Raw genomic sequence first — 12,786 nt, 5'->3', positions numbered from 1 at the left:
GCTCGAACGGCTGTGACGGGCCGACCCGTCCGGTTCTACTGGGGAGGGCTCGCGCCCTCCTGTTCTTCCGGAGGCTCACCGGTGATCGCCGGGTCGACGCCTATGCACCCATCGTAGCGCGGGCGCGCGCCCGCTGTCGTACGGATTCGCGGCGGGAGTAGGCCTCGATGTCGAGCGAGACGAGGTGCTCGATCGTGACGGCCCGGGCCACCGGGGCCGAGAGACGGACAGGACGGGGCCTGCGGGTCGGGGCCGCCGTGTCGCGGACGGAGACGTCGACGGGCGGGGCGAGCAGCGACATGTGAGATTCCTGGTGATGCGCAGTGACGGCGGACTGCAGACCGGGGACGCTGTGGGTCCTCGGCGATCACGGGCGCGCGTGTGCGCGTCTGCTCACCGACCGTGGATCCGAGCTGCGTCGGGCCGGCGAGCCGTCAACAACAGGTCGCGGCGACGGACGCGCGCACGACGAGGACCGCGGCAGCGCGGTGCGTCGGGGCGTCCAGAGGTGTCACGAGAAGAATTGTGCCGGGATCCGGGACCGATGGCAAGAGGTCACCGGACGTCGACCTCCACGGAGTGCCACCCCGTGGACCCGTCCGGGGCGGGAGGTGCGTACTGCTCCGTCTGGGTGTCCCCGTCCACGTTGGTCGCCCGCACCGTGAGGGTGTGCCCCCCGGGGGTGGCGTCCCACCGGTAGACCCACTGCCGCCAGGTGTCGGCCGAGGCCGTCTCGGCGAGCTCTGCCTCCACCCACGCACCGTCGTCGACGCGCACCTCGACCTTCTCGATCCCCGTGTGCTGGTCCCAGGCCATCCCGGCGACCGCGACGGTTCCCGCGTCGACGGTGGTGTTGCTGCGCGGGGTGTCGATCCGGCTCGACATCTTGATCGGCCCCCGGGCGGTCCACCCCCGGGTGGTCCAGTACGCGACGTCCTCGGCGAACGTCGTCACCTTGAGCTCGGTGACCCACTTGGTCGCGGAGACGTAGCCGTAGAGCCCGGGCACGACGAGTCGCGCGGGAAAGCCGTGCTCCAGCGGTAGCGGCTCTCCGTTCATGCCGACGGCGAGCAGGCTCGCGCGGTTCTCGTCCTGGAGCACGTCCAGCGGGGTGCTGGCCGTCCACCCGTCCTCGGACCGCGACAGGACCATGTCCGCGCCGGCCTGGGGCTTCGCGCGTGCGAGCAGCTCCCGGAGCGGGTAGCCGAGCCAGAGCGCGTTGCCGATGAGGTCACCGCCGACGTCGTTGGAGACGCACGCGAGCGTCGCGTGGTGCTCCTCGAGCGGGAGGGCGAGGAGGTCCGCCATCGTGAGCTCGAACGGCTCGTCGACCATGCCGACGACGCGCAACGACCAGTTGTCGGGGTCGACCTGCGGCACGCGAAGCGCAGTGTCGATGCGGTAGTACTCCTCGTTCGGCGTGATGTACGGTTCGAGGCCGTCGATACCGAGCTCGGCACCCGTCGGCACGGGGTCGGCCGGGACGGCGGGGATCGGGAGGCGCAGGGTGGTCCTGGCCTGCTCGACCACCCGGGTGGTCGCCGACAACGCGCGGGCCCCCACGGCGAGCAGCACGGCGGACGCCCCCGCGACCCCGGTGTAGGTCAGGAACCGTCGGCGGTCGAGCTCCGCACGCCGACGCGCAGCGGTCAGCGGCGTCTCGACCTCCGGGGACTCGACGTGCTCCCACTCCGCCAGGCGGCGGATCGACGCACGGAGCACGCCGGCCCCGGCCAGTCCGCCGATGACCGACGGCGCGGCCCAGAAGATCGTGGACCCGGGGCGGAGCACGGCCACGACCGCCGCCACGGCGGCGACGAGGAGGACGAGCGCCGCACCCCACGTGTCGCGGCGGCGTTCGAGCACGCCCGCGAGGGCGGCGCCGACCAGCATGAAGACGCCCATGAAGACGAAGAGCGCCACCTTGTCCGCGGTGCCGAACGTCTCGATGGCCCAGTCCTTGAGCCATGCCGGCGTCGCGTCGACGACGGCCGCTCCGGCCGCCGCCACCGGGCTCGACCGCGGCGAGACCAGCACGGCAAGAACCTCGGCGACGGCGAGACCGGCGCCGGCGCCGACGACGCCGGCCAGCGCTGCCCACCACCGGGCACCCCGGACCTGCCCGGAAGGCTCGTCAGGACGCGGTGCAGCGGGGCGCGGGGCGCTGGTGGCCGTGGTCATGCACCTAGCGTCGCACCCCGTCCTGTGCCGCGAGGGCCTCGAGGCGGCAGGACCGGGAACCGTCATCCGTTTGTCAGGTCCCCGTCCGGCCGAGGATGCGGCCGACAGATATGGTTGAACAATGAACGATTCTGTCGCAGGGAACGACCGTCCGGAGCACTCCCAGGGCGGCACGTACACGGTCGAGGGCCAGGAGTTCGTCCGCGACCAGCGGTACATCCCCACCCGGATCACGCGCGACGCCGTCGACGGCTTCCCCGTCGAGCCCGGCCGGTACCGACTGGTCGCGGCCCGGGCGTGCCCCTGGGCCAACCGCTCGATCATCGTCCGCCGCCTGCTCGGACTCGAGGACGTCATCAGTCTGGGCACGCCCGGCCCGACGCACGACGAGCGCAGCTGGACGTTCGACCTCGACCCCGACGGCCGTGATCCCGTTCTCGGCATCGAGCGCCTCCAGGAGGCCTACTTCGCGCGCGACCCCGAGTACCCGCGCGGCATCACGGTCCCCGCCCTCGTCGACACGAAGGACGGCGCGGTCGTGACCAACGACTTCGCGCAGATGACGCTGGACCTGTCGACCGAGTGGGCCGACTTCCACCGGCCCGGCGCGCCGCAGCTGATCCCGCAGGATCCGACGGAGCGCGCCGAGATGGAGGCCGTCATGCAGGAGGTCTACACCGAGGTCAACAACGGGGTGTACCGCTGCGGGTTCGCCGGCTCCCAGGAGGCCTACGACGAGGCCTATGCCCGGCTGTTCGCGGCGCTCGACCGCCTCGAGGACCGGCTCTCCGGGCGCAGGTTCCTCATGGGCGAGAGAATCACGGAGGCGGACGTGCGCCTGTTCACGACGCTCGTCCGGTTCGACGCCGTCTACCACGGCCACTTCAAGTGCAACCGGAACAAGCTCACCGAGATGCCCGCTCTCTGGGGCTACGCTCGCGACCTCTTCCAGACCCCCGGGTTCGGCGACACCGTCGACTTCGGCCAGATCAAGGAGCACTACTACCGGGTGCACACGGACATCAACCCGACCGGGATCGTGCCCGCCGGTCCCGACCTCGCGGGCTGGACGACGGCGCACGGCCGGGAGTCGTTCGGCGGCGACCCCTGGGGCGGAGGCACCCCGCCGGAGCCCGCGTCCGCACGCTAGGGTGGGACACGGATCCCGGGCACCGTTCTCGCCCGGAACGGCGGACGCACCCCTTTGCGCCGCAGGTCCTCGGCACCGGATGGCGTGCCACGCTCCCTGATCGCTGACCCCGCACGCCCGCGGGCCACCACTCTGGAGACGCCACCGTGCGCCATGTCCGTCCTCGTACCCCTGCCCGTCCTCGACGCGCCCCCCGTGCCGTCGCCGCACTGACGACTGCCACCGCGCTGCTCGGGCTCGGCGCGTGCGCCGACCCCGACCCCGGAGCCGGAACAGACCCGACCGACGGCAGCACCGCCGCGGTCACGGACGGGTTCCCCGTCGACGTCGACAACTGCGGGTTCGACGTCACGATCGCCGCCGAGCCGCAACGGGTCGTGACGATCAAGTCGTCGATGACCGAGCTCGCGCTCGCGCTCGGGGCCGGTGACCGGATCGTGGGGAGCGCCTTCCTGGACGGTCCGCTTCCCGACGACCTTGCCGCGGGCGCTCCCGAGACCGTGACCTCGCCGATGGCCGACCAGGCGCCCGGCGCCGAGGCGCTGCTCGCCCTCGAGCCGGACCTCGTCCTGGCCGGGTGGGAGTCGACGCTGACCGCCGAGGAGTCCGGCGACCGGTCCACTCTGACGAGCCTCGACGTCGCGACGTACGTGGCACCGTCGGCCTGCAAGGAGAAGGAGTACCAGCCCGACCCCATGACCTTCGACCTGCTGTTCGACCAGATCGCCGAGGCCGGTGACGTGCTCGGCACCCCCGACGAGGCGGCCGCACTGGTCGACGAGCAGAGCGCGGAGCTCGACGCCGTCGTGCCGGACGAGCGCGGGCTGACCGCGGTCTGGTACTCCTCCGGCTCCGACGTGCCCTACGTCGGCGCGGGCATCGGCACGCCGCAGATGATCATGTCGGCCGCCGGGCTGACCAACATCGCCGCGGACGTCCACGACACGTGGACCTCGATGGGCTGGGAGTCGATCGTCGAGCAGGACCCGGACGTCATCGTCCTCGTGGACGCCGCCTGGAACACCGCCGAGAGCAAGATCGAGGCGCTGGAGGCCAACCCCGCCACCGCCGAGCTCTCCGCCGTGCGCGAGGGTCGCTACGTGACGCTTCCGTTCGCGTCGACCGAGGCCGGGGTGCGGTCCGTCGACGCCGTCGCCTCGCTCGTCGAACAGCTCGGCTCCGTGACCGACTGAGGGCGGCTCCATGACCACGACGACACCCCGGACCCGGACGACGACGCGCGTGCCGGGCGAGGCCCGGCCCGCGGTCGCGCCGCGCCGCGGGCCGCGTGGAGTCGTCTGGATCCCTCTCGCCGCCGTGCTGCTCCTGGTGACCGTCGTCGTGGCCGTGACGATCGGACCCGCCGACGTCTCGGTCGGCGACGCCGCCGCGAGCGTCGCCGGGCACCTCGGGATGGGCGGGCTCGTCGAGGCCCCGTCGCGTCTGGTCGACGCGATGGTGTGGGAGCTGCGGATGCCGCGGGTCCTGACCGCCGCGTGTGTCGGCGCCGGTCTGGCGCTCTGCGGTGTCGTCATGCAGTCCCTGACGCGCAACCCGCTCGCCGACCCGTACCTGCTCGGCCTCTCGTCCGGCGCGTCGCTCGGGGCGGTGCTCGTCCTGCTCGTCGGCGTGAGCGTGCTCCTGCCCGTCGCGGCGTTCGTCGGTTCGACGGCCGCGCTCGTCGCCACCCTCCTCCTGGCCGGGGCGTCCGGCGGCGTCACGCCCGCCCGGACCGTTCTCGCCGGGCTCGCCGTCGGCCAGGCCGCGGCCGCCGCGACGTCGTTCGTGATCTTCACCTCCGCCCAGGGCGACTCCTACCGGGAGGTGCTCACCTGGCTGATGGGCTCGGTGGCCGGCTCCACGTGGACGGAGGTCGCGATCGCCGGGGGTGCCGTGCTGGTGCTCGGCGGGCTCCTCGTGAGCACCGGGAGCGTGCTCGACGCCTTCACCTACGGGGACACCGCCGCGGCGGCGCTCGGGGTGCACGTCGCCCGCACCCGCTGGACGATGCTGATCGGAGTTGCCGTCCTCACCGGCGCCCTCGTCGCGGTCTCCGGCGCGATCGGCTTCGTCGGGCTGATCCTCCCGCACGCCGTCCGGTTCCTCACCGGCGCCCGCCACCGGCTCCTCCTCCCGCTCTCCGCGCTCTTCGGTGCCAGCTTCCTCGTCTGGTCGGACACCGCAGCACGGACGGTGGTCGCGCCGAGCGAGCTCCCCGTCGGAATCGTGACGGCCGCCATCGGGGCCCCGGTCTTCACCCTCCTCCTCTGGCGCCGCAGGGCAGCATGAGCGGTCTCCGGATCGACCACGTCAGCTGGGGCGTGGGTCGACGACTCATCGTCGACGGCGTCGACTGCACCGCCCCCGCCGGCGCGGTCACCGGCCTGTGTGGACCGAACGGTTCGGGCAAGTCGAGCCTGCTGCGTCTCGTCGCGGCGATCCGCACGCCCGCCGCGGGCGTCGTCCGGTTCGGCGAGGACGACCTGACGACGATGCGTCGTCGCGACCGGGCCCGCGCCCTCGCCCTCGTCGAGCAGGACGCGCACACCGACCTCCCCCTGCTCGTCGGCGACGCGGTCCTCCTGGGACGCACTCCCCACCGGGCACCGTTGGCGGGTCCGACGGACGCCGACCACGCGGTCGCCGCAGCCGCACTGGCCCGGGCTGGCGCGGCCGGGCTGGCTGACCGCGACGTCTCGACACTCTCCGGCGGAGAACGCCAGCGCGTCCACATGGCCCGCGCCCTCGCCCAGTCGCCCGACCTGCTCCTGCTCGACGAGCCGACCAACCACCTCGACGTCGCCGCGCGGCTCGAGACGATGCGCCTGGTGCGGTCCCTGGCGGCAGGTGGGATCACGGTGCTCGCCGCCCTGCACGACCTCGACCTCGCGGCGTCAGCGTGCGATCACGTCGTGATGCTCGCCGAGGGCCGCGTCGTCACGGCCGGCCCTGTCGACGAGGTACTGGTCCCCGACGTCGTCGAGAAGGTCTACGGCGTCCGCTGCGCGGTCCTGCGTCACCCGAGGACGGGCCGCCCGGTCCTCGCCTTCGACCTGGAGTAGCGGTCAGGCGACGAGCGAGACCACGAGCAGCACGGCTCCGGCTCCCGCCGCGGCGGCACGCAGGTCGTTCCAGGCCGTCCACCGCTGGGCATACTCGGGCCAGAACTCCGCGGCCTCGGCCGACTCCATCGAGCCGAGCCGTCGGTCGAGCGGAATCGTCTTCACCACCGACAGGACGAACACCGAGAGCGTGAGGACGGACCCCGCGAGCACCCACCACGGACTCGGCCCCCCGGCGTCGAGCGCGAGAACGAGCACGGGAGCGACGAGCGCGGCCACGGCTGTCGCTCCGAGGACGACAAGCAGCGGCCAGCGCGCCGACGTCCGGTTGACCGAACGCATCGCGATCGCCCCGCTCGCCGGCTTGAGTCGCAGAAAGGCGGGAATGACCACCGCCGACAGCGACACGTAGATCCCGGCGACCACCGCCGCTCCCACGGCGGCAAGGACGACGACGAACACGCTGAGGAACAGGTCCATGTGCTGAGGGTGGCAGGAACTTCTCCGCGATGCCGGGCGGCGCGCCAGCCCGGCGCCACGTGGATACGCTGGCGTCGTGACCGCGCCGACGCCGTACCCCCACCTGCCCGGGACCGCCCGCCGGGCACTGACCTTCTGGGCGGAGGTCTTCGGGTGCAGCACCGAGACGCACACGCTCACCGGTTTCGAGAACTCGCGCCCGTGACGACCGTCCGCGGGGCCCATGTGCGGGACGCCGAGGGAATGGGTGCCGTCCACCACGCTTCCTGGCTCGAGACCTACGGCCCGCTCCTCCCCGACGACTTCTGGGCGACCCGCTCCGTCGCCGACCGGGTCGAGCTCTGGACCAGGCTGCTCTCGACACCAGATCCCGACCACCGGATCGCCGTCGCCGTCGACGGCGATCAGGTCGTCGGCATCGCCCTGTCGGCGGCGCCGCGGGTCGGGGCGCACGGCGCCGCACCGGCGGTCCGCGACCGGGAGCTCTCGACGCTCTACCTGCTCGCCGCCCACCACGGCACGGGGGTCGGGCGCTCCCTCCTGGAGTCCGTGCTCGACCCGTCGGAACCGGCACAGCTCTGGGTGGCCGAGCAGAACCCTCGCGCCGTCGCGTTCTACCGACGCAACGGCTTCGTCCCCGACGGCGCCCGCAGCACGAACGAGCGGTTCGCGGGGCTCGCCGAGATCCGCCTCGTCCGATGACGCGTCGCGGGCCCCGACACGCGGCTCCTGCGAAGATGGATCCATGACCCTCTGGATGACCGGCGACCCCGACGCCGACGAGCTGCTCGACACCAACCCGTTCGCCCTCCTGGTCGGCATGCTGCTCGACCAGCAGTTCCCGATGGAGCAGGCGTTCGCCGGCCCGCAGAAGATCCGCGAACGCCTCGGAACGTTCGACGTCGCTTCTGTCGCGACGGCCGACCCCGAGGAGTTCGCGGCACTGTGCGCCACTCCTCCGGCTGTCCATCGCTACCCCGGGTCGATGGCGGCGCGGATCCAGTCGGTGGCCACGGTGATCCTCGACATGTACGGCGGCGACGTCACGCTCCTGTGGTCGGCCGCCGAGGGCGAGGACGCGCCGTCGGGCAAGGACGTGCTCCGGCGGCTCAAGGCGCTCCCGGGCTTCGGCGAGCAGAAGGCGAAGATCTTCCTCGCTCTGCTCGCGAAGCAGCGGGGCGTGACGCCCGCGGGTTGGCACGAGGCGGCGGGCTCCTACGGCGACGAGGGGTCGCGCCGGTCGATCGCCGACGTCACCGACCCCGGGTCGTTGCATGAGGTCCGGGACTTCAAGAAGCAGCAGAAGGCGGCCGCCAAGGCGGCGAAGGGCTGATCGGTGCGCATCACGCTGCTCGCGGGCGGGGTCGGGGGCGCACGCTTCACGCGTGGTCTCCGTGACCATCTCGCCCGGCACGGCACACCCGACGGCACCTCCGCGGAGATCACGGTGGTCGTCAACACCGGCGACGACATGTGGCTGCACGGCCTGCGGGTCTGTCCCGATCTCGACACGGTGATGTACACCCTCGGCGGCGGCATCCACGAGGGCCAGGGCTGGGGCCGGCCGGACGAGAGCCGGCGGGTGACGGACGAGCTCCACGCCTACGGCCTCGGATGGGACTGGTTCACGCTCGGCGACCTCGATCTCGGAACCCATGTCGCGCGGACGGCGATGCTCCGGGAGGGCCTGCCGCTCAGCACCGTCACCGAACGTCTCGCCGCGCGGTGGCAGCCAGGGGTTCACCTCCTCCCGATGTCCGACCAGCCCTGCGAGACGCATGTCGAGGTCGACGACGCGTCGTCCCCCTCGGGGACGCGGCTCATCCACTTCGAGGAGTGGTGGGTCCGGCACCGCGCGGCGCTGCCCGCGCGGCGGTTCGTCCAGGTCGGCCTCGACGACGCCCGCCCCGCGCCAGGCGTCCTCGACGCGATCACCCGGGCGGACCTGGTCCTCCTGCCGCCGTCCAACCCCGTCGTGTCGGTCGGCACGATCCTTGGCGTCCCCGGCATCCACGAGGCCATGACGAGGACGTCGGCGTCCGTCGTCGGCGTCTCACCGATCCTCGGGGGTGCACCGGTACGCGGGATGGCCGACGCCTGTCTGACGACGATCGGCGTCGAGACGTCGGCCGAGGCGGTCGCCCGCCACTACGGCTCACGTCGTGAACCTTCCCCGACGCGCTCCGAGACCACAGGTGTTCTCGACGGGTGGCTCGTGGACGACACCGACGAGTCTGCCGTCGAGCGGCTGGAAGACGTCGGTATCACCGCTCGTGCGTTGCCGCTCCTCATGGGCGACGAGCCGGGAGCAGACGGTCGCACGGCGACGGGCCGGATGGTCGACGCCGCGTTCGGCGTCGCGGCCGCACGGCTGACGACCTAGCGGACGTCGTCGGTCGCCAGCCCGGCGAGCACGTGCGCGGTGTGGGTGCCGACGCCGAGCCGGACCACGTCCTCGAGATCGCCGGGCGCGTCGACGTCGCGGCGCAACCGTCGTGGCGCGTCGTCCAACGACACGTGCCCGACCCGCTCGTGGGCTCGGGCCGAGCCGGACCCGAACCTCGGTGCCAGCTCCTCACCGACGACCGCTGCCAGGAGCGTCGTCCCGGTTCCCTCGGCATCGGGCACGAACGCACGTCGAACACTGCCGGCCTGACGCAGACCCACCGAGAGATCCCCGGCCCGCAGTCCCGGGAGATCGCCCAGAAGTACGCCACGGTGGACCGGCCGGTCGATCACCCCGAGCCCTGCACCGATCGCCGCGCGCAGGCCCGCGCCGGGGTCGGGGACGACGCGGACCCGCGAGTCACCGGCGAGGCGGTCGACGACAGTCGGCTCGCTGCTGACCAGGACGACACGTTCGACCTCCGGGGTGGCGAGCACGGCCGTGAGCGTGTCGAGCGCGAACGCGCGCGCGAGCTCACGGCGCAGATCGCCTGCGAGCGCCGGGTGGAGCCGCGACTTGGCGTGCTCGAGACGCTTGACCGGAACGACGAGCCACCAGGCGGAGTCGTCAGGCGTTGTCGTCAACGTTCGGCTCGACGTCGACCTCGCGGTCGGCGTCGGCGGCCTCGGTCGCGCCGTCCTCGAATCCCGAGGCGTACCCCTCCTCGTACGCCTCCTCGCTGCCCAGCCGGAAGAGGTCCTCCTCCGCGGGCCGCACGAGCGAGGCCGCCCCGGGACCGTCCTCGTCGGTCACGTGGACCGCGAGCCCGCGGAGCACCGCGACGGGCCGTGCCGCAGCTTTTCCGCGCACGAGCTCGCTCGCCGCGGCGATCTCGTCGACGACCGCGGTGCGGGTGACGACGATCTCCCGGCCGTGGGTGTCGCGCGTCCCCCGCAGGTCGGTGAGCGGCCGCACACCGGCGGAGCCGATCGCGAAGTCGGTCTGCCCCTCCCGCCACGGCCGCCCGGCCGTGTCCGAGACGACGACTCCGACCCGCACGCCGAGCCGGGCCCGCAGGCCGGCACGGAGCGCGCGAGCGGAGGCGTCCGGATCCTCGGGCAGAAGCAGGATCGTCCCCTCCGGCGTGTTGCTCGCGTCCACGCCGGCCGCGGCCATGACGAGACCGAGCCTGTTCTCGACGATGCGGAGCACTCCCGTCGGCGAGGTCCGGGACGCGACCTCGCGGACCGTCTCCTCCGCGATCGCCTCCTCACGGCCCTCCGCCGCGCGAACCCGCCCCTCGGCCTTCGAGACGACCTTGCTCGTGACGACGACGACGTCGCCGTCCGTCACACCGCCGCTCGACTCGAGCAGGTCGGCCACGAGCGTCGCGAGGTCGTCGCCAGGCACCACCTCGCCCATCCCGTCGGGTGCCCACGCCTCGAACCGGGCGGGTACGGATCCCGTCATCGTCGTCCCCCTCTATCGACTCAGGTTCGGCAGGACGTCTGCGCCGAACGTCTCGATCCACTCGCGCTGGTTGCGACCCACGTTGTGCAGGTAGATCCGGTCGAAACCGAGGTCGACGTACTGCTGGATGTACGCACGGTGGGCGTCCGGGTCCTCGGAGATCAGGAGCCGGCCCTCGAAGTCCTCGGGACGGACGAGCTTCGCCATCTGCTCGAGGTCGTGCGGTGAACGGATGTCTCCCTTGGGGAACTTCATGCCGCCGTTGGGCCACTGGTCGAGGGCGTTCGCCAGCGCCTCCTCGTACGTGGGTGCCCAGGACATGTGGAGCTGCAGGACCCGCGGCATCTCGTCGGCGTCGCGCCCCGACTCCTTGGCCCCCGTCGCGAAGCGGTCGAAGAGCATGCCGATCTTGTCCAGCGGCGCACCCACGGTGATGAGGCCGTCGGCGTGCTTGCCGGCACGCTTGGCCGTGATCGGCCCGGCGGTCGCGACCAGGATCTCGGGCGGCACCTCGGGCATCGTCCACAGGCGCGCCGACTCGTGCTTGTAGAACTGCCCGGCGTGCTTGACGTCCTTGCCGGCGAGCGACCCAGCGAAGAGCCGCTTGATGATGTCGATCGCCTCGAACATCCGGTTGATGCGCTCGGGCGCCTCCGGCCAGTAGCCGGCCATGACGCGCTCGTTGAGCGCCTCTCCGGAACCGAGGCCGAGCCAGTGCCGTCCCGGGTACATGGCGGCGAGCGTGGCGGAGGCCTGGGCCACCATGGCGGGATGCCACCGGAACGTCGGCGCCGTCACGCCGGGGCCGAGGTCACCGGTCGTCCGCTCACCGAGCGCGGTGAGCACGTTCCAGACGAAGGACGACTCGCCCTGTGCGGGGACCCACGGTTGGAAGTGATCTGCCGCCATCGTGCCGGAGAAGCCGTGCTCCTCGGCGTAGGCGGAGTAGTTCACCACGTCGGTGGGGTGGAACTGTTCGAGTGCGGCGGCGTAGCCGACCGTGAGCCCTGATGCGGGGGTGTTCGCAGACATGCTCCGACACTAGCCCTGCTGGCGGCGGGCGACCATCACTCGACGAGAAGTCGGCCCGTCGAGCTCCGTGCCTCGGCCGTCACAGTGCCTTCTCGTAGAAGAGGCCGGCGTCGGGGTTGTCGTTGTAGCGCTCGACCGGCCGGTACCCGGCACGCTCGTACAGCGCGACGGCCTCGGAGAGCTCCCCGCGGGTGTCGAGGCGGACGACCGAGTCCCCGAGCCTCGCCGCCTCCTCCTCCAGACGACGGAGCATCCTCGACCCGAGCCCGGCACCCCGCCAGGTCGCGTCGACCCACATGCGCTTGATCTCGGCGACCCCGGGCCCGATGGTGCGCACGGCCCCGCACGCGACCGGGTCGCCGTCGCTGACGGCGACCAGGAACACCCCCCGGGGCGGCCGCAGACTGACCGCGTCCTCGCGGGTCGCCCGGGCGGCGTCGAACCCCTCCGAGAATCGCCGGTTCAGCTCGTCGACGTACGCACCGACGGCGACGACGGCGCGCGGGTCCTCGGGATCGACGGGACGGAGGTCGACGGTGGCAGCCCGCACGAGCAGGTCTGCCTCGCGGAGCGCGGCGGTCAGCCGCTCCCGCTGCCGCGGCGAGAGCGGCTCCATCAGGCCGGCCGCCCGCCGCCCGCTGGACGCCTCGATCGCGTCCCAGCGCTCCTGCCCTCCCGACGTCAGCGCGACCGTCCTCCGACGCCGGTCGGCCGGGTCCTGCGCGACGACCACCAGGTCGTCGGACTCCAGTCGACGCAGCATCCGGCTGACGTAGCCGGAGTCGAGGTCGAGACGCGCGCGCAGGGCCGCGACCATGTCGACGCCGGTGCCGATCTCGTACAGCACCCGAGCGGTCCCGAGCGGCATGCCGCTGCCGAGGAAGGAGTCGTCCAGGGCACCGATCCGCTGGGTGTAGCTCCGGTTGAAACGGCGTAGGACGGCGGTCTGGTCGTCGTCGATCTCGTGCATAACCTCTGACTCTAGTCAGAGATTGGCCCGGCGGGCGAACGCGTCCTGTCGCCGC

15 protein-coding genes are annotated in these 12,786 nt (G+C 72.5%); 8 read left to right on the top strand and 7 right to left on the bottom strand.

Annotated elements, in window-relative coordinates:
• Positions 1–100 precede the first annotated feature (100 nt).
• On the bottom strand, positions 101–301 hold the full coding sequence (locus Q343_RS0105220; RefSeq protein WP_029252528.1) for a hypothetical protein: 201 nt from the start codon (positions 299–301) through the stop codon (positions 101–103).
• A 254-nt stretch (positions 302–555) separates the two neighbouring features.
• Positions 556–2,181 carry a molybdopterin-dependent oxidoreductase gene (locus Q343_RS0105215; protein ID WP_029252527.1) on the bottom strand — a complete coding sequence of 542 codons (1,626 nt, stop codon included), beginning with the start codon at positions 2,179–2,181 and terminating at the stop codon, positions 556–558.
• Positions 2,182–2,302: 121 nt separating this feature from the next.
• Between Q343_RS0105215 and Q343_RS0105210 the strand changes: the two genes are divergently transcribed.
• From Q343_RS0105210 to Q343_RS0105195, 4 genes are all read left to right on the top strand, one after another.
• Complete coding sequence (locus Q343_RS0105210; protein ID WP_029252526.1) at positions 2,303–3,331, top strand: glutathione S-transferase family protein; 1,029 nt, start codon at positions 2,303–2,305, stop codon at positions 3,329–3,331.
• A 146-nt stretch (positions 3,332–3,477) separates the two neighbouring features.
• Positions 3,478–4,524, top strand: coding sequence for a putative F420-0 ABC transporter substrate-binding protein (locus Q343_RS0105205; RefSeq protein ID WP_043109263.1), 1,047 nt, complete (start codon positions 3,478–3,480; stop codon positions 4,522–4,524).
• Positions 4,525–4,534: 10 nt separating this feature from the next.
• Positions 4,535–5,620, top strand: a complete 1,086-nt coding sequence (locus Q343_RS0105200; RefSeq protein WP_029252524.1) for a putative F420-0 ABC transporter permease subunit — start codon at positions 4,535–4,537, stop codon at positions 5,618–5,620.
• Positions 5,617–6,393: a putative F420-0 ABC transporter ATP-binding protein gene (locus tag Q343_RS0105195; RefSeq protein WP_043109261.1), complete on the top strand. Its 777-nt coding sequence runs from the start codon at positions 5,617–5,619 to the stop codon at positions 6,391–6,393. Before Q343_RS0105200 ends, Q343_RS0105195 begins: the two co-directional genes overlap by 4 nt.
• Positions 6,394–6,396: 3 nt before the next feature.
• Here the strand turns inward: Q343_RS0105195 and Q343_RS0105190 are convergent, their stop codons facing one another.
• On the bottom strand, positions 6,397–6,873 hold the full coding sequence (locus Q343_RS0105190) for an anthrone oxygenase family protein (protein WP_029252522.1): 477 nt from the start codon (positions 6,871–6,873) through the stop codon (positions 6,397–6,399).
• A 76-nt stretch (positions 6,874–6,949) separates the two neighbouring features.
• On the opposite strand from Q343_RS0105190, the gene Q343_RS15675 reads away from it, so the two are divergent.
• The 4 genes from Q343_RS15675 to cofD are packed head-to-tail and all read left to right on the top strand — an operon-like array spanning position 6,950 to position 9,256.
• A complete protein-coding gene (locus Q343_RS15675) occupies positions 6,950–7,078 on the top strand; it encodes a hypothetical protein (RefSeq protein ID WP_282706015.1) in 129 nt (42 codons plus the stop codon).
• Positions 7,075–7,575: a GNAT family N-acetyltransferase gene (locus Q343_RS0105180; protein WP_029252521.1), complete on the top strand. Its 501-nt coding sequence runs from the start codon at positions 7,075–7,077 to the stop codon at positions 7,573–7,575. Before Q343_RS15675 ends, Q343_RS0105180 begins: the two co-directional genes overlap by 4 nt.
• 43 nt (positions 7,576–7,618) lie before the next feature.
• Positions 7,619–8,206: an HhH-GPD-type base excision DNA repair protein gene (locus Q343_RS0105175; RefSeq protein WP_029252520.1), complete on the top strand. Its 588-nt coding sequence runs from the start codon at positions 7,619–7,621 to the stop codon at positions 8,204–8,206.
• Positions 8,207–8,209: 3 nt separating this feature from the next.
• On the top strand, positions 8,210–9,256 hold the full coding sequence (cofD, locus tag Q343_RS0105170; RefSeq protein WP_029252519.1) for a 2-phospho-L-lactate transferase: 1,047 nt from the start codon (positions 8,210–8,212) through the stop codon (positions 9,254–9,256).
• On the opposite strand, the gene cofC is transcribed toward cofD, so the two are convergent.
• From cofC to Q343_RS0105150, 4 genes are all read right to left on the bottom strand, one after another.
• Positions 9,253–9,903, bottom strand: a complete 651-nt coding sequence (gene cofC / locus Q343_RS0105165; RefSeq protein ID WP_029252518.1) for a 2-phospho-L-lactate guanylyltransferase — start codon at positions 9,901–9,903, stop codon at positions 9,253–9,255. The two genes, cofD and cofC, sit on opposite strands and share 4 nt — an antisense overlap.
• Complete coding sequence (locus tag Q343_RS0105160; RefSeq protein ID WP_052366867.1) at positions 9,887–10,729, bottom strand: coenzyme F420-0:L-glutamate ligase; 843 nt, start codon at positions 10,727–10,729, stop codon at positions 9,887–9,889. The genes cofC and Q343_RS0105160 overlap by 17 nt, the downstream gene beginning before the upstream one ends.
• A gap of 12 nt (positions 10,730–10,741) precedes the next feature.
• The gene (locus Q343_RS0105155; RefSeq protein WP_029252516.1) at positions 10,742–11,761 is read right to left on the bottom strand and encodes a TIGR03557 family F420-dependent LLM class oxidoreductase; all 1,020 of its coding nucleotides are present in this window, start codon (positions 11,759–11,761) and stop codon (positions 10,742–10,744) included.
• 79 nt (positions 11,762–11,840) lie between these two features.
• Complete coding sequence (locus Q343_RS0105150; protein WP_029252515.1) at positions 11,841–12,731, bottom strand: bifunctional helix-turn-helix transcriptional regulator/GNAT family N-acetyltransferase; 891 nt, start codon at positions 12,729–12,731, stop codon at positions 11,841–11,843.
• Positions 12,732–12,786: the final 55 nt, after the last annotated feature.

The sequence above is a fragment of the Paraoerskovia marina DSM 21750 genome (assembly GCF_000701465.1).
GTDB lineage: Bacteria > Actinomycetota > Actinomycetes > Actinomycetales > Cellulomonadaceae > Paraoerskovia > Paraoerskovia marina.
The sequence above is the reverse complement of the archived record's forward strand: the minus strand, read 5'-3'. Positions and strand labels throughout refer to the sequence as shown.